General features: G+C 63.2%; 11 protein-coding genes. 8 read left to right on the top strand and 3 right to left on the bottom strand.

Annotated elements, in window-relative coordinates; all coding sequences use genetic code 11:
• Positions 1 to 183: 183 nt before the first annotated feature.
• The 3 genes from AC3WVQ_RS18970 to AC3WVQ_RS18960 are packed head-to-tail and all read left to right on the top strand — an operon-like array spanning position 184 to position 5241.
• Entirely contained in the window at positions 184 to 1395 is a 1212-nt protein-coding gene (locus AC3WVQ_RS18970; protein ID WP_472323144.1) for an efflux RND transporter periplasmic adaptor subunit, read from the top strand.
• Between the two features lie 9 nt (positions 1396 to 1404).
• Positions 1405 to 4545: a multidrug efflux RND transporter permease subunit gene (locus AC3WVQ_RS18965; protein ID WP_492382895.1), complete on the top strand. Its 3141-nt coding sequence runs from the start codon at positions 1405 to 1407 to the stop codon at positions 4543 to 4545.
• A 51-nt stretch (positions 4546 to 4596) separates the two neighbouring features.
• Complete coding sequence (locus AC3WVQ_RS18960) at positions 4597 to 5241, top strand: TetR family transcriptional regulator (protein ID WP_034804901.1); 645 nt, start codon at positions 4597 to 4599, stop codon at positions 5239 to 5241.
• Positions 5242 to 5298: 57 nt separating this feature from the next.
• On the opposite strand, the gene purU is transcribed toward AC3WVQ_RS18960, so the two are convergent.
• Together purU and polA are read right to left on the bottom strand one after the other, a co-directional pair.
• Positions 5299 to 6153, bottom strand: coding sequence for a formyltetrahydrofolate deformylase (gene purU, locus AC3WVQ_RS18955; RefSeq protein ID WP_051659688.1), 855 nt, complete (start codon positions 6151 to 6153; stop codon positions 5299 to 5301).
• A gap of 236 nt (positions 6154 to 6389) precedes the next feature.
• Positions 6390 to 9398: a DNA polymerase I gene (gene polA / locus AC3WVQ_RS18950; protein WP_492382894.1), complete on the bottom strand. Its 3009-nt coding sequence runs from the start codon at positions 9396 to 9398 to the stop codon at positions 6390 to 6392.
• 511 nt (positions 9399 to 9909) lie between these two features.
• On the opposite strand from polA, the gene AC3WVQ_RS18945 reads away from it, so the two are divergent.
• From AC3WVQ_RS18945 to AC3WVQ_RS18935, 3 genes are all read left to right on the top strand, one after another.
• A complete protein-coding gene (locus tag AC3WVQ_RS18945) occupies positions 9910 to 10353 on the top strand; it encodes a MarR family winged helix-turn-helix transcriptional regulator (RefSeq protein ID WP_060519455.1) in 444 nt (147 codons plus the stop codon).
• 231 nt (positions 10354 to 10584) lie between these two features.
• Positions 10585 to 11976, top strand: a complete 1392-nt coding sequence (locus tag AC3WVQ_RS18940; protein WP_090296151.1) for a M20/M25/M40 family metallo-hydrolase — start codon at positions 10585 to 10587, stop codon at positions 11974 to 11976.
• A gap of 474 nt (positions 11977 to 12450) precedes the next feature.
• Positions 12451 to 13410, top strand: a complete 960-nt coding sequence (locus AC3WVQ_RS18935; protein ID WP_090296148.1) for a lysylphosphatidylglycerol synthase transmembrane domain-containing protein — start codon at positions 12451 to 12453, stop codon at positions 13408 to 13410.
• Between the two features lie 27 nt (positions 13411 to 13437).
• Here AC3WVQ_RS18935 and AC3WVQ_RS18930 read toward each other — a convergent pair whose 3' ends face one another.
• On the bottom strand, positions 13438 to 13926 hold the full coding sequence (locus AC3WVQ_RS18930) for a hypothetical protein (protein WP_090296146.1): 489 nt from the start codon (positions 13924 to 13926) through the stop codon (positions 13438 to 13440).
• Positions 13927 to 14496: 570 nt separating this feature from the next.
• Here AC3WVQ_RS18930 and AC3WVQ_RS18925 point away from each other — a divergent pair.
• Entirely contained in the window at positions 14497 to 14847 is a 351-nt protein-coding gene (locus AC3WVQ_RS18925) for a hypothetical protein (protein ID WP_090296145.1), read from the top strand.
• A gap of 236 nt (positions 14848 to 15083) precedes the next feature.
• A complete protein-coding gene (locus AC3WVQ_RS18920; protein ID WP_060580539.1) occupies positions 15084 to 17354 on the top strand; it encodes a transglycosylase domain-containing protein in 2271 nt (756 codons plus the stop codon).
• Positions 17355 to 17483: the final 129 nt, after the last annotated feature.

The following is a 17483-nucleotide window of genomic DNA, read 5'->3' as shown; positions in this document are numbered from 1 at the left end:
TGAATAGCCGTGCTGAATGACTCTGTTGCGCTGCAAAGCGATTTAACATACATTTGTGTTTGTATATTAGCTTTCCGGTATTTTCCCCAAGCGATACCGGTTCCGCTCCCCTTCACTTCCGGACCGCACGGGCACCTTGCGAGATGCACCTGTCGCCTGCGGTCACCGAATATGGACATCGCTATGCGCATGAACCGACCGACACTGGCCGCCGCCTTGGCAACTGTGATTCTTCTTTCCGGCTGCCAGAAAGAGGAAGCACAACAGGGCGCCGCCGCATTCCCACCGTCCGCCGTCGCGGTCTTCACGACCAAGACCGAAACCCTGCCGATCACCAACGAGCTTCCGGGCCGCATCGCCGCGACCCGTGTCGCCGAGGTTCGTCCGCGCGTTTCCGGCATTGTCGTCGAACGCGTCTTCCAGCAGGGCTCCAAGGTCAACGCCGGTGACGTGCTCTACCGCATCGATCCCGCCCCCTTCCGCGTCCAGGTCGAAAAGGCAGAGGCCACGCTTCGGCGCGCCCAATCCATTCGCCAGCAGGCCCAGCAGAAGGCCGATCGCCAGGAGCAGCTGAAGAAGGCGAACGTCGTCGCCGCGCAGCAGCTGGAAGATGCGGCTGCGCTGCTTGCGACGGCCGACGCCGATGTCGCGATCGCCGAAGCCGGCCTCGCTGCGGCCAAGCTCGACCTGCAATATGCCGACGTGACGGCACCGATCAGCGGCCGCATCGGCCGTGCGCTGATTACCGAAGGCGCGCTCGTCAGCACCAACAGCTCGGAAAATCTCGCGACGATCCAGCAGCTCGACCCGCTCTACGCGGACTTCACCCAGTCGGCGACCGACCTCATCCGCCTGCGCAAGGCGCTTGAGGACGGCCAGATGATGAACGGCGACGGCGAGGAAGCCGAAGTCCAGCTCGTGCTCGACGACGGCACCACCTATGAGCACAAGGGCAAGCTCCTGTTCTCGGAGGCCGCCGTCGACGCGACGACCGGCCAGGTGACCCTGCGCGGCGAATTCCCGAACCCCGACAACGACCTGCTTCCCGGCATGTATGTTCGCGTACTTGTGCAGCAGGGCGTCGAGAAGGACGCGATCACCGTTCCGCAGCAGGCCGTCCAGCGCAACAACGCCGGCCAGTCGCAGGTTTATGTCGTCGGCGCCGACAACAAGGTCGAGTTCCGCAACGTGACCCTCGGCCGCACGATCGGCACCCGCTGGCAGGTGACCTCCGGCATCAAGGCCGGCGAAAAGGTCATCGTCGAAGGCTTCCAGAAGATCGGCCCCGGTGCCCCCGTCGAGCCGACGGACTGGAACCCGGACGCCAAGCCGACTGCCGAAGCAGCGCAGACAACGGCCGCTGCCGACGAAAAGCCTGCCGAAGCTACAAAGTGAGTTTGATTGATGCCTAGTTTTTTCATCGACAGGCCTATTTTTGCCTGGGTGGTGGCGATCTTCATCATGGTCGCCGGCGTCATTGCGATTCCGCTTCTGCCGGTATCGCAGTATCCTGACGTCGCGCCGCCGCAGATCTCCATCAACACGAGCTACCCCGGCGCCTCGTCGCAAGACACCTATCAGAGCGTCACGCGACTGATCGAAGACGAGCTGAACGGCGTCGAAGGCCTGCTCTATTTCGAGTCGACCTCCAGCGCCTCCGGCTCGGTCGAAATCAGCGCCACCTTTGCACCGGGCACCGACCCGGGACAGGCGGCCGTCGACATCCAGAACCGGGTTCGCCGCGTCGAACCGCGCCTGCCCGATTCGGTCAAGCGCCAGGGCGTGCAGGTCGATGAAGCCGGCTCCGGCTTCCTGATGATCGTGGCTCTCACCTCGACCGACGGCTCGATGGACGCCATCGGCCTCGGCGACTATCTAAGCCGCAACGTGCTTAGCGAAATCCAGCGCGTGCCCGGCGTCGGCCGTGCGCAGCTGTTTGCCACGGAACGCTCGATGCGCGTCTGGCTCGATCCGGACAAGATGCTGGGTCTGAACCTGACGGCTGCGGACGTGACCAATGCGATCACGGCGCAGAACGCCCAGATCGCTTCGGGCTCGATCGGCGCACAGCCGAACCCGATCACCCAGCAGATCAGCGCGCCCGTCGTCGTCAAGGGCCAGCTCGAAAGCGCCGAAGAGTTCGGTGCGATCGTGCTTCGCGCCAATCCGGACGGCTCCTCCGTCCGCCTGCGCGACGTTGCCCGCATCGAGATCGGCGGCGAAAGCTACGCCTTCTCGACGCGCCTGAACGGCAAGCCGTCGGCGGCTATCGCCGTCCAGCTTTCGCCGAGCGGCAACGCCATGTCGACCTCGGCCGCCATCAAGGAACGCATGGACGAACTGGCGAAGTTCTTCCCGCAGGGCCTCGAATATTCGGTTCCCTACGACACCTCGCCCTTCGTCGCCGTTTCCATCGAGAAGGTGCTTTCGACGCTGGTCGAAGCGGTCGCGCTGGTGTTCATCGTGATGTTCCTGTTCCTGCAGAACATCCGCTACACCATCATCCCGACGCTCGTCGTGCCGGTGGCGCTCCTCGGCACCTGCGCGGTCATGCTGGCGATGGGCTTCTCGATCAACGTTCTGACCATGTTCGGCATGGTGCTGGCGATCGGCATTCTCGTCGACGATGCGATCATCGTCGTCGAAAACGTCGAACGCATCATGTCCGAGGAAGGGGCAACGCCGAAAGAAGCCACCCGCAAGGCGATGAAGCAGATCACCGGCGCCGTCATCGGCATCACGCTGGTTCTCGCCTCGGTGTTCATTCCGATGGCCTTCTTCCCGGGCGCGGTCGGTGTGATCTATCGCCAGTTCTCGCTGACGATGGTCGTCTCGATCCTGTTCTCCGCACTTCTCGCTTTGTCGCTGACACCGGCGCTCTGCGCGAGCTTCCTGAAGCAGGTTCCGAAGGGTCATCATCACGCCAAGCGTGGCTTCTTCGGTTGGTTCAACCGCTCGTTCGACAAGACGTCGCACGGCTATAGCGGCATCGTGAAGCGCCTGGTCCACCGGACCGGCCGCTACATGATCGTCTATGTCGCGGTGCTCGCCGGTCTCGGCTGGCTGTTCATGAAGCTGCCGTCGTCGTTCCTTCCGGACGAAGACCAGGGCTTCGTGATCGTCATGATGCAGCTGCCGTCGGAAGCAACGGGCAACCGCACGACCGAGGTGGTGGAGCAGGCCGAGAAGATCTTCGGCCAGGAAACGGCAGTCGAACGCATCATCGCGATCAACGGCTTCTCCTTCTTCGGTACCGGCCAGAACGCAGCGCTCGCCTTCGTGACGCTGAAGGACTGGAAGGAACGTGACGCCGACAATGCCGCACAGTCGATCGCCATGCGGGCGACGATGGCGATGAGCCAGATCAAGGATGCGATCAGCTTCGCGCTGTCGCCGCCGGCGATCCAGGGCCTCGGCACCACCGGCGGCTTCTCGTTCCGCCTGCAGGACCGTGGCGGTCTCGGCCAGGCGGCGCTGTCGCAGGCCCGCGACCAGCTGCTCGGCATGGCTGCTGAGAGCAAGGTGCTCTCCGGCGTCCGCTTCGAGGGCATGCCCGATGCGGCTCAGGTCAGCGTCACGATCGATCGCGAGAAGGCGAACACCTTCGGTGTGACCTTCGCCGATATCAACTCGACGATCTCGACCAACCTCGGCTCGTCCTACGTCAACGACTTCCCCAATGCCGGACGCATGCAGCGCGTGACGGTGCAGGCGGACGAAGGTCAGCGCATGCAGACCGCCGACCTCCTGAACCTCAACGTCCGCAACGCCAATGGCGGCATGGTGCCCCTGTCGGCCTTCGCGACGGTGGAGTGGGTCAAGGCGTCGACCCAGACGATCGGCTACAACGGCTACCCGTCGGTCCGTATCAGCGGCGAAGCCGCCCACGGCTACTCTTCGGGTGACGCGATCGCCGAGATGCAACGGCTGGCGGGCCAGTTGCCTGCAGGCTTCGGTTACGAATGGACCGGCCAGTCGCTGCAGGAAATCCAGTCCGGCACCCAGGCGCCTCTCCTGATCGCGCTGTCGTGCCTTCTGGTGTTCCTGTGCCTTGCAGCCCTCTATGAGAGCTGGTCGATCCCGGTGGCGGTGATCATGGTCGTTCCGCTCGGCGTCATCGGTTCGGTGCTCGCCGTGATGATGCGCGACATGCCGAACGACGTCTACTTCAAGGTTGGCCTGATCGCGATCATCGGTCTCTCGGCGAAAAACGCGATCCTGATCATCGAGTTCGCCAAGGAACTGCGTGAGCAGGGCAAGTCGCTGATCGACGCGACGCTGGAGGCGGCACATCTTCGCTTCCGGCCGATCCTGATGACGTCGCTAGCCTTCACGCTCGGCGTTCTGCCGCTCGCAATCGCCACGGGTGCCAGCTCCGGCAGCCAGCGCGCCATCGGCACGGGCGTCATGGGCGGGATGATCTCGGCAACGGTGCTCGCTATCTTCTTCGTTCCTGTCTTCTTCGTGTTCGTCACGAAGCTCTTCAGCCGAACGAAGGTGGAGAACACACCGACAGCCGCAGAAAACCCGACACCCGCCGAATAAAACAAGACTGGACGGCCCGCCTCTGGCGGGCCGTCGCATGAGGAGGAATGAATGCGCCGAACAAAGGCCGATGCAGAAGCAACAAGACAGAAGATCCTGAGCGCCGCCGAGCGCGTCTTCTACGAAAAGGGCGTCTCGAACACGACGCTCGAAGAAATAGCCAAGGCCGCCGGCGTGACCCGTGGCGCCATCTACTGGCACTTTGCCAACAAGACCGACCTGTTCCTCGCGCTGCACGACGCTGTGCCCTTGCCGCAGGAAGACATGGTCGCCCGCGAGATCGAAGCGGAAGCTGCCGATACACTCTCCATCCTCGAAGGTGCCATGGGCGACTGGCTGGATGTTCTGGCCGCCGACGAGCAGCGCCAGCGCATTCTGACGATCATGCTGCGCACCAATTACGACGGCGACCTGGGCGAGGTCCTCGCCCGCCAGAAGGAACTCGACGAGCACCACAATGTCGTGCTCGAACTCGCTTTTTCCCGCGCGCTCGCCAAGGGGCAGATGCACGAGACCTGGACCCCCGCCTCCGCGACGCGGACCCTGCATTGGATGATGCTCGGGCTCTGTACGGAATGGCTGCTGTTCGGCCGCACCTTCGATCTGACGGCCGAGGGACGCGAGGGCCTGAGCCGGCTCTTTGCCAGCTTCCGCGCGCCGGCCGTTACCGCGACCGCCGTCGTAGCCCGCCTGTAACAGCTGTAGCCGGCACCCCTGTGAGTACCGGCTACATGAAGCGCCTTCCAGAACCCTCTAGCTGAACACGACCGTCTTGTGACCGTTGAGCATGACGCGCCGCTCCAGGTGCAGCTTGACGGCGCGCGCCAGCACCCGGCTTTCGATGTCGCGGCCGGTGGCGACGAAATCTTCCGCCGTCAAGGCATGGCTGACGCGTTCGGTTTCCTGTTCGATGATCGGGCCTTCGTCGAGGTCCGGCGTGACGTAGTGCGCCGTCGCCCCGATCAGCTTCACGCCACGCTCATGCGCCTGATGATAGGGCTTGGCGCCCTTGAAGCTCGGCAGGAACGAATGGTGGATGTTGATCGCCTTGCCGTAGAGGCGCTTCGACAGATTGTCGGAAAACACCTGCATGTAGCGGGCAAGGATGACGAGATCCGCGCCGGTCTCCTGGACCAGTCGCAGAAGCCTTTCCTCCTGCTCGGCCTTGTTGTCCTTCGATACCGACCAACAGTGATAGGCGAGCCCTTCGGCTTCAGCCGTACGCCGGCTGTCTTCGTGGTTGGAGACGATGGCGACGACCTCCGCGTTCAACCAGCCGACACGGATCTGGTAAAGCAGGTGCAGGAGCGCATGGTCGAACTTGGAGACGAGGACCAGGATCTTCGGCTTGACCGCAGCATCCGTGAGCGTGGTCCGCATCTGGAAACGCTCGACGGCCGGGCGAAGCGCCCGCTCGACATCACCAGCCTGAACGCTCGCTGCAACCTGGAAGGCGATGCGCATGAAGAAGCTGTTGGTCTTGGTATCCCAGAACTGGTTGCTCTCGGCGATGTTTGCGCCAAGGGCGGCAAGCTCCGTGGTGACGGCGGCGACAATGCCGGGTTTGTCGTCGCAGGACAGGACAAGAATGAAGGTCTTCGGCGCCATGATCTCCTCCGATTGCAGCCGTTTCGGATGAGGCTCGAGCCCCTTCCCAAAGGCTGCCTATGAGGAGTTGAACGCGCCGGCAATCGTTCCGGCTGCGACGGCTGACGCTTTCTATCATCCTGATGGAAAGGCGCCCGGGAGCATGGAATGCCCCCGGGCGCTGCAAGATTCGTCGCATTCGGCTTTTGAGGTTTTCTGAGAGGTTTCCATCAAAAACCCGGTGTGCACCGACTAGATCAGTGCGCCTCGTCCCAGTTGGTTGCCGCGCGCGCATCGACCTTCAGCGGCACTTTCATGTCGAGCGCCGGCATGGCGGCGTTCTCCATCACCGAGACGACGACCGGAATGGTGTTTTCGACCTCGGCGTCCTCGACCTCGAAGATCAGTTCGTCGTGCACCTGCAGCAGCATGCGGGCCGAAAGCTTCGCCTCGGCCAGCGCCGGCTCCATCTTCACCATGGCGCGGCGGATGATGTCGGCGGCCGAGCCCTGGATCGGCGCGTTGATCGCGGCGCGCTCGTTGAAAGCGCGATGCGATGGGATCGACGAGCGGATGTCCGGATAGTGGGCGCGGCGGCCGAAGATCGTCTCGACGTAGCCGTGCTCGCGGGCAAACACCTTGGTGCCTTCCATATAGTCGCGGATGCCGGGGAAACGCTCGAAATAGCGCTTGATGTAGTCGCTGGCTTCGGAGCGCTCGATCGACAGCTGGTTGGCAAGGCCGAAGGCCGAGATGCCGTAGATGATACCGAAGTTAATCGCCTTGGCGCGCCGGCGGATTTCGCTCGGCATGCCCTCGACCGGAACGCCGAACATTTCCGATGCGGTCATCGCATGAATGTCGACGCCATCGGCAAAGGCCTGGCGAAGCTGCGGAATGTCCGCAACATGGGCAAGCACGCGCAGTTCGATCTGGCTGTAGTCGGCCGAGACGAGCTTGTGGCCGGGCGTTGCGATGAAGGCGGTGCGGATCTTGCGGCCTTCGGCGGTGCGCACCGGAATGTTCTGCAGGTTCGGATCGGACGACGACAGGCGGCCGGTGGTCGTGGCGGCAAGCGCGTAGGACGTATGCACGCGCTTCGTCTCCGGATGGACGAAGCCCGGAAGCGCATCGGTATAGGTGGACTTGAGCTTGGTCAGCTGTCGCCAGTCGACGATCTTGCGCGGCAGTTCGTGGCCTTCGGCTGCCAGGTCTTCCAGAACCTGTGCCGAGGTCGACCATTGCCCGGTCTTGGTCTTCGAGCCGCCGGCAAAGCCCATCTTGCCGAAGAGGATATCGCCGAGCTGCTTCGGCGAACCGATGGTGAAGGTTTCGCCAGCGAGCTTGTAGATCTCGTCCTCGAGCCCGGCTGCGCCCTGGGCGAGCTCGCCCGAAAGCCGCGAGAGGATCTGGCGGTCGACGGTGATGCCGCGGTCTTCCATGCGTGCCAGAACGGCAACCAGGGGCCGCTCCAGCCGCTCATAGACGCGCATCAGCCCCTTGGCGGCCAATCGGGCCTTCAGGATATGCCAGAGCCTGAGCGTGACGTCCGCATCCTCAGCCGCGTAGGCGGTTGCCCGGTCGATATCGACGAAGTCGAAGGTCACCGAGGATTTGCCGGTTCCGGTGATGTCCTTGTAGGCGATCGGCTTGTGGTTCAGCCAGCGCTCAGACAGCGAGTCCATGCCATGGGTGCCGTTGCCGGCATCGACGACGTAGGACATCAGCATCGTGTCGTCGAAGCTTTCGACGGTGATGCCGTGCCGCTTCATCACGAGGTAATCGTATTTCAGGTTCTGGGCGACCTTGAGGACCGAAGGGTCCTCCAGCAGGCGCTTCAGCCGGCTCAAGGCTTCTGCGACCGGGATCTGGTTTTCGGCGAGCCCGCCGCCGAGCAAGTCGCCGACGCCGGTCTTGTGGATCAGCGGCACATAGGCCGCCCGGATCGAGGCGCCGGTCGGGTCGGCCTTGTGGTCGGCGATCGCCAGCGAGAAGCCGACGAGGTCGGCCTGCATTGCATCGAGCGAGGTCGTTTCCGTGTCGAAGCCGACGACACCGGCTTCGCGCGCGTCCGATATCCACCGGTCGAGAGTGGCGATGTCGCGGATCGTCACATAGGCGCTCTGATCCATCGGCGCCTTGGCGAAGATTTCAGCGCGTGCCGCAGCGAGCGCCTCGGGCGTCGCGTCCGCGCCATTCGCTTCGCCGGCACGCGACAGGACGGCGGCGGCTTGCGCGGCCTCGCCACGGGCGGCAGCCGCGGTGGAGGAGCGCTCGCTGACCTTTTCCGCGCCATCTCCCTTGTCGAGATCAGGGCCGCGCGCCTCGGCGCCCCATTCTACCGGCACCAAGGCTGCTTCAACGGCATCGGCGTCCGTACCGGTCGCGGCGGCGACGCGACGCGTCAGCGTTGTGAATTCCATCGCCTTCAGGAAGGCGATCAGCTTCGGACCGTTCTGCGGCTCGAGGCTCAGCTCTTCGAGCGGAACGTCGAGCGGCGTGTCGGTCTTGAGTTCGACGAGCTGGCGCGACAGACGAGCGAGATCGGCATTGGCGATGATGTTCTCGCGGCGCTTGGCCTGCTTGATCTCGCCGGCGCGGGCCAGCAGCGTTTCGAGATCGCCGTACTCCTCGAGCAGCTGTGCTGCCGTCTTCGGGCCAATGCCGGGAATGCCCGGGACATTGTCGGTGGAGTCACCGGTCATCGCCTGCAGGTCGATCATCTTTTCCGGCGGCACGCCCCATTTCTCGATCACTTCCGGGATCGAGATCTGCTTGTCCTTCATGCTGTCGTACATGGACACGTTCGAAGTCACGAGCTGCATCAGGTCCTTGTCGGACGAGACGATGGTGACGCCGGCGCCGGCGGCTTCTGCAAGCCGGGCGTAGGTGGCGATCAGGTCGTCGGCCTCATAGCCTTCCTTCTCGATGCAGGGCAGGTTGAAGGCGCGGGTCGCGTGACGGATCAGCCCGAACTGCGGGATCAGATCTTCCGGCGGCGCCGTGCGGTTCGCCTTGTACTGATCGTAGAGCGCGTTGCGAAAGGTCTTCGACGAATAGTCGAAGATGACCGCGAAATGGGTCGGCGTGACGCCGACCGAGGTGTCGCGCGCATCGGTGAGCAGCTTCCACAACATGTTGCAGAAACCCGATACCGCGTTGACCGGAAGGCCATCGGATTTGCGGTTGAGCGGCGGGATGGCGTGGAACGCCCGGAAGATGAATCCGGAGCCGTCGACGAGGAAGAGATGATCACCGTTTTTCATGGGCAAATGGATAGCGCGGGGCAAGCCAAAGGTCCATTGCGGTTTTCCCGCCAGACACTACATTCTCCACCGGTCGCGGTGGCCGCGATCGCCACCGCGGATTGCGAAAACAGGGACTGATTTCGCCTTGGGATCGAGCGCCAAAAGGCTTCGCAAGCGCCCGTTCGGCTTCACGCAAACGTTACATATTTGTAATGTCCGATTCAGCCCCGGTATCCTTGAAAAGCCACATTTGAATCCTCAAATCTTACTCAACGGCACCGAGTGATGCCGTCTTCTGGTGATTGGCCTGTCCCCCGCCCGCACCAGATGAGGACAAAGGCCTTATCCCCCTCTCCGGGCCTTTGTCCCGTTTTCAAAAGACCGTCACGGCGCCGCCTCCGCACCGTGACGGTTTTTTGTTTCTGCCGTCCGATCACCTCCGCTCAAATCCCGGTGAGACCCGACGGTCTCAAGGTCCATCGCCTGCATTGTAACTTGTCTTCATGGCGGTTCGGGCGTACCGATAGACATGGCCTTCAATCGTATGGAATCTGCGACCTACCTGGCCAGCCTGCTGGCTAAGAGCTTTTCGCGCGCGCTTCACGAGCGCGGCCAGAAGCTTGGTTTCGCGCCCGGTCAGTTTCCCATCCTGCTCGAGCTTTGGGCCGAGGAAGGCCTGACGCAGAAACAACTGCTCGATCGCCTCGACATCGAACAGGCGACGATGGCAAACACGCTCTCGCGCATGGAGCGCGACGGGCTCATCCTCCGCCGCAAGCATCCGCAGGACAAGCGCTCGCAGCAGATCTACCTCACCGAAAAGGCAAAGGAGATGGAGGCGGCCGCCAAGGAGGCAGCGCTTGCCGCCGACCAGTCGCTGCTTGCCGGCCTCAGGAATTTCGAACGCGAACTGATGCTCGAATATATGCGCATGGCGCTCGCGAGCGTGGCACGCAGCGACAGTCGCGCCTGAACGCACCACCCCCTTATGATCATTCCATCAAAAAAATTGGCTTAAAGCGGGCGTTCGCCCGTTCTAAAGCGGGGGCAGACGCGTCGATCCGGGCGCCCCGGCGCTCACCTTGCCGACGCGCCGGGCTCTCCGTTCACCGTCACCTGAGACCTCTGCCCAAAATCGCTCAAATCGATTTCGCTTTGGCGGCACATGCAGTAGGTTCCGGCGAAACTTGAAGCAAGGATATGCATGATGGCTGACATCACCCCCGTTCTCGAACGCGCAGACGCCAACCTGCCAAGGAGCCTCGACCGGCTGTTCGACCTCGTTCGGATCAAGTCGATCTCGACCGACCCGGCCTTCAAGGCGGAATGCCGCAAGGCGGCCGAATGGCTGGTGGCCGAACTCAACAGCCTCGGCTTCACCGCATCGGTGCGCGACACCCCCGGCCATCCGATGGTCGTCGCCCACCATGACGGCGCCAAGCCCGATGCGCCGCATGTGCTGTTCTATGGCCACTATGACGTTCAGCCGGTCGATCCGCTGAACCTCTGGGACACGGATCCGTTCGAGCCCGGCATCAAGGAAATCGAACCCGGCCGCAAGGTGATCACCGGCCGTGGCACGGCTGACGACAAGGGCCAGCTCCTGACCTTCGTCGAGGCGGTGCGCGCCTACAAGGACGTGCATGGCGCCCTGCCCTGCCGCGTCACCATCCTGTTCGAAGGCGAAGAGGAATCCGGCTCGCCGTCGCTGAAGCCCTTCCTCGAAGCCAATGCCGCCGAACTCAAGGCCGACTATGCGCTGGTCTGCGACACCAGCATGTGGGACCGCGATACGCCGGCGATCTCCGCTGGCCTGCGCGGCCTCGTCGGCGAAGAAGTCATCGTCCGGGCTGCCGACCGCGACCTGCATTCCGGTTATTTCGGTGGTGCTGCCGCCAACCCGATCCGCATCCTCACCACCATTCTCGCCGGCCTTCATGACGAAAACAGCCGCGTGACGCTGCCAGGCTTCTACGAAGGTGTCGAAGAGACCCCGGCCCAGATCAAGGCGGCCTGGGAAACGCTCGGCCAGACGGCAGAGAAGTTCCTCGGCGAAATCGGCCTTTCGATCCCGTCGGGTGAAAAAAACCGCTCGGTGCTGGAACTGACCTGGGCGCGACCGACCGCGGAAGTCAACGGCATCACCGGCGGCTATACCGGCGAAGGCTTCAAGACGGTGATCGCGGCCGAGGCTTCGGCAAAGGTTTCCTTCCGCCTGGTCGGCAACCAGAACCCGGAAAAGATCCGCGAAGCCTTCCGCGCCTATGTGCGCTCCAAGGTTCCGGCCGACTGCTCGGTCGAGTTCCATGCCCATGGCGGTTCGCCAGCGATCCATCTTCCGTACGAATCGCCGCTGCTCAACACGGCGAAGGTGGCCCTGTCCGACGAGTGGCCGAAGCCGGCCGTCATCATCGGCATGGGCGGCTCGATCCCGATCGTCGGCGACTTCCAGAAGATGCTCGGCATGGAATCGCTGCTCGTCGGCTTCGGTCTTTCCGACGACCGCATCCATTCGCCGAACGAGAAGTACGAGCTGCAGTCCTATCACAAGGGCATCCGCTCATGGATCCGTATCCTCGACGCGCTCGCCGCCTGATGATCGGTGCGGGACGGGGCGCGATTTTGTGCGCGCATCCCGCCCGAGCCACTTGACCCCGGAAGCCGTGGCGGAGCTCTCGCCACGGCTTCTTTGCTTTGGTTGCGTGGCTGGAGATGATGCAGCCCTCGCGCGCAAGCGCTCCATCGACGCGCATGCATCGCTGCCCGATCGGCGGGATGTCCACGCTTTACCGTTTCCCCTTCACTGTTTCCCGGCGGTTTCTCCGTTGTCGGCGGGCCGTCAATCCTTGACCTCCGGGGTCTCAGGTGCTTCCTTTTTGTGAAACAAATCACAAAGGGAAATCGGATCGTTGGCAAGGGTAAGGACCGAAGCGTCGCGCTGCGGGCGTGACGTTATGACAAAGCGGCTCAGAAAACTGAACGTCTCCGCTCGGAGAAACCCTCCGGCCGCTGCAACGGAAGTGTCCTTGAAACAACCCCGCCACGCCCTCGCATCCATCGCGGCACCGGCATGAAGCGGCTGCAGACCTATTTCTGGCCCGTTGTCGGCCTTCTGGCGATCCTGTTTTCGGTGAACGCGCTCTATCATGAGTTGCGCGACCTGTCGTTCGACGAGTTTCTCGCAAGCTTCAATGCTATTTCGCTGAGGAGCTGGCTTCTGGCGATCGGCTCGACGCTCCTCGCCTATGCAGCTCTGGCGGCCTACGACCGACTTGCGCTCGACCACCTCGGCCACCGCATTTCGCTCTGGTTCATCACGCTCTGCTCGTTCACGACCTACGCGCTGTCGCACAATCTCGGCGCCTCGGTGTTCTCCGGCGCGGTCGTGCGCTACCGCGCCTACCGTTCCAAGGGGCTTTCCCCGGGCGAAGTCGGCGTTCTCGTCGCCTTCTGCTCCTTCACCTTCACTCTCGGGACCTTGGTTCTATCGGCCGTCGTGCTTCTGGTACGGCCCGACATCATCGAGCGTTTTGCCGAATTCCTGCCGGTCGAAATGTCGCTCACAACCGGCGTGCTCATCCTCATCGTCATCGGGCTCTATGTCATCGGCAGTCTCGTCGGGCTGCCGTCGTTCCGCACGCGCTGGTTCCAGCTGCACTACCCGAAGCCGAAGATCGTTTTCCGGCAGCTGGTGATCGCTCCGGTGGAGCTGATCGGCGCCGCCGGGATCATCTATTTCGCCCTGCCGGAAGCGGGAAATCCGGGCTATATCGTCATTCTCGGGATCTTCCTTGCGTCCTTTTCGGCAGCCCTTCTGTCGCATGCGCCCGGCGGGCTTGGCGTACTCGAGCTGATTTTCATCGCCGCCTTGCCGGAAATGGACCCGGCTGCCGTGCTTGCGGCGCTTGCGATCTTCCGGCTGCTTTACCTCGTCATCCCGTTCGTGCTTGCGCTGATCGTGATCCTGGTGTTCGAGCGGGCGCGTTTCGTGGCGGAGCGCCAGCCGCCGAAGGGAAGCGACCTCCCCTAGGCGAAGAGACCGCGTCCATCACGGATATCAGGGCGCGTTGCAGACAGTGGGCAGCGCCTGTTCGAGCGGCCCCTTCACCTCGTGCAGGCGCGCCGCTTCGATCTGGTAGGGTGTAAACGGCGGCACCTGCAGCGACGGATTGATGATGCGGGCGACATAGCAGCCGGCGAAGAACCGCACCCGCCCCCGCTTCTCGATCGATTTCACCGCGACGGGAACGGCGGAATAGATGCTGCCCGCCCCGGCCTCCGTCTTCACCTTGCCGACCTTGATCTCGACAGACACCGTGCGCTCATAGCCGCGGGTGAACGCCTTGAAGCCGCCGACGGGTTTCGATTCGCCTAAATAACCATAGGCGCGGGCATATTCCTTGCGGTTGACGGCGTTGTAGAGCGAGCGGACGAGCGCGGCCCCATCGGACCGGTCATCGACATAGGCGACGCTGTCCTGCGCCAGAGCTTCGCCATTCAGGGCTGCAAATGCGCCGAGGGCGAAGACGGTGGATCGAAGCTTCATGGCAGTCCTCCTTTGTCGTGCGGGCAGCCGAACACAACAATGAGGCGAAGCCATAGCAGGATTCGCGAGTGGATCGATAACGACATAGGCCAGCCACCGTTCGGCGCGGCACCGGCGATCCGTTTGACCTCAGCAAATTTGGGAGGCGGTGGGCGGCGTCACGCCGATGAGCAGAAAGCCGCGGGCATAAGCGCAAAATGAAAAGAGCCCCGTGTGGGAGGAGGTACACGGGGCTCTCGAACTTGATCGGCAGCTGGGAGGAGGAGTGCCGCCGATCCGCATCGGGCGCCGCGGGAGGAGGTGCAGCGCTTCGATGAGTCGTATAATAATTATGCGCCGCAACAATTTCAAGACATCATTTTGCACTGCACAAAATCGTGAAGGAAAGGCAGGGCCAAAGGCATCGTCCCTGACGTCGGATCGCGGTTGGTGCATCCGGAGGACCGCCGCGACCGATAACCTGATAGAAACCACAACTACTGATGGCAGGTTCCTTTTGTTCAGCTTTTTCGACATACATCTACGTGTAAGCCAAGAATAAATTTTCACTCAGTAATTGCAGGCGCTCAAATGAAATTGCTGCTCCAGATTCCGACCGCCCTCATCGTTGTCCTGATTCTTGCGACCTGGCTTGCCAGCCTCCGTCTCGTGGTGCTGCCGCCCGGCTCCCTCAAGCTCAAAGCGATGACGGCCCTCGTTTATCAGGGACATGGCTTCCGTCTGATCGACAGCCCGCTCGGCATGTGCGGCCGTCGGGCCCACCCGGCCGCCGACTGCGAGGAGGTGGCCATGAACCATCTGGGCAAGCGGGTGCTGCTGCGGATGCCTTTCAGCCAATGGCTCTACGATTACACCGATCCCTATCCGGTGAGCCCCACGGCATCGGTCGAAGAGACTCCGCTTCGAAACGCCATCCAGTGAGAACCGGCGAGCACGGGCTCGGACCTGGAGGCGCATGCGCGCCTAAGCGTCAAGGTTTTGAACCATCAGGCTTTTTCACAACGACTTTCTTAACCACCCCTTAAATTGCCGCATTTAAAGTTCACCCGGTCGCCGTGGCGGATGGGCGTGGGACGCCGTTACCGCCGTTGAAATCGATTGGCCGCAACGATAGCGCCAAGGGCCACCGCTGGGCGGTGAGGGATAGATCAAACGGCATGGCAGCAAGCGGCAGGTCAGGACAGCGGATCGAGCCCTCGTTCGGCGGAAACGAGGACGATGACGACGACGATTTTCGCGTAGAGGCCAGCGACCGCGTGACCACGAGCCGCAAGGCGCCACGCGGCAAATCTTCCGGCCAGACCAACAGGAGCAGCGGCAAGAAGAAGCCAGCCGGCAAGCGCGGCGGCGGCCGTCGCGGCTCCGGTGGCGGTGGCTTGGTCGGCCTTGTCCGCACGCTGTTCTACTGGTGCATCGTGCTCGGCATCTGGGGCGCGATGGGCGTCGGCGGCCTGGTGCTCTACTACGGCGCGCGCATGCCGAGCGCCGAAAGCTGGTCGATCCCCGATCGCCCGCCGAACGTGAAGATCCTTGCCGTCAGCGGCGACATCATCGCCAACCGCGGCACCACGGGCGGCGAAGCGCTTTCGCTCGAAAACATGTCGCCCTATATCCCGCAGGCAGTCATCGCCATCGAGGACCGGCGCTTCTATTCCCATTTCGGCATCGACCCCTTAGGTCTGGCCCGCGCCATGCTGACGAACGTCACTACGGGCCGCATGGTCCAGGGCGGCTCGACGCTGACGCAGCAGCTCGCCAAGAACCTGTTCCTGTCGCCGGAGCGCACGCTGGAGCGCAAGGTGCAGGAAGTCTTGCTCGCCTTCTGGCTCGAGCAGAAGTATTCCAAGGACCAGATCCTGGCGATGTATCTCAACCGGGTGTTCTTCGGCTCCAACGCCTATGGCGTCGAAGCGGCCTCGCGGCGCTACTTCAACAAGTCGGCACGCGACGTGAACCTCGGCGAGGCGGCCCTGCTCGCGGGCTTGCTCAAGGCCCCTTCGCGGCTCTCGCCGGCGCGTGATCCGAAGGCGGCGGAAGAGCGCGCCCAGATCGTGCTGGGCGCGATGCGCGAGGAAGGCTTCGTCACCGACAGCGAGATCAAGACGGCGATGTCGCAGACGCCGACCAAGGCCAAGAGCTACTGGTCGGGCGCCGAGCATTATGTCGCCGATATGGTGATGGACCAGCTTCCGGGCATGATCGGCGAGATCAAGGAAGACCTGGTCATCGACACGACGATCGACCTCAATCTCGAAAAGAAGGCCGAGGAAGTGATTGCCGCGACGCTGGACGCCGATGGCAAGAAGCTCGACGCCTCGCAGGCCGCCCTCGTCTCGGTCGACGGCACCGGCGCCATCCGGGCGCTCGTCGGCGGCAAGGACTATGCCGAGAGCCAGTTCGACCGCGCCTCCAAGGCCAAGCGCCAGCCGGGCTCGGCCTTCAAGCCCTTCGTTTATGCCGCGGCCATGGAGATCGGCCGCACGCCGATGTCGATCCGCAATGACGGTCCGGTTCGGATCGGCAACTGGACGCCGGAGAATTACGACCAGAAATATCGCGGCGAGGTGACGCTTGCCGATGCGCTCGCCAACTCGCTGAACACGATCGCAGCCCAGCTGGTCATGGAGGTCGGCCCTTCCAACGTCGTCAAGGTCGCGCACCGCCTCGGTATCGATTCCGAGATGCAGGCAAACGCCTCGATCGCGCTCGGGACGTCGGAAGTGAGCCTCGTCGAACTGACCTCGGCCTATGCCCCCTTCATGAATGGCGGCTTCAAGGCGACGCCGCACGTGATCCGCCGCATTTCCAAGGCGGACGGAACGGTGCTCTACGAAAACACCTACGACAACCCGCCGCGCGTGCTCGATCCGGCGATCGTCAGCGAGATGAACCAGATGCTGCTGCGGGTGCTGACCAAGGGCACTGGCAAGAAGGCGCAGCTGAAAGGCTGGGAAGCGGCCGGCAAGACCGGCACGACGCAGTCCTTCCGCGACGCGCTGTTCGTCGGCTACACCTCGAATCTCACGACCGGCGTCTGGTTCGGCAACGACGACGGCAAGTCGATGAAGAAGGTCACCGGCGGCGGCCTGCCGGCCAAGGCCTGGCACGATTTCATGATGGCGGCCCACGAAGGGCTTTCGCCCTCGCCGCTGTTCGGGACGACCGGCGTGCAGCCGGTCTTCGACGACGGCACCGCGCCGCCCCCAGGCGACCTGATGTCCGGCGACCCGGAAGCCTTCCCGGAAGCACCCGTCGGCGTCGATGGCGGCGTCGCGGTCGGGCAGCGTCCGGTCGACCAGGGCGGCGCCCCGTGGGGCGGCCAGACGGCGGATCAGGGCAACGGCGGCATGGTACCGCCGGCCGATGTCGGCCAGACGACCGGGGCCACGCGCCGCACCACGCTTTTCGATATTCTGACCGGCGGCTGAGCCGCCCGTGAACCTCGATTTGACAGGGGATCCGGCCTGTAGGCAGGCTGCGGCCGATGGCCCATTTCGGGCTAGACAAATCCCGGGCTTGCTTTTGCCCCCAAACGCCCCGCAGAATGCCTTGCAGTC

Source organism: Ensifer sp. EB106-05-01-XG146 (genome assembly GCF_058791875.1).
The sequence above is the reverse complement of the archived record's forward strand: the minus strand, read 5'-3'. Positions and strand labels throughout refer to the sequence as shown.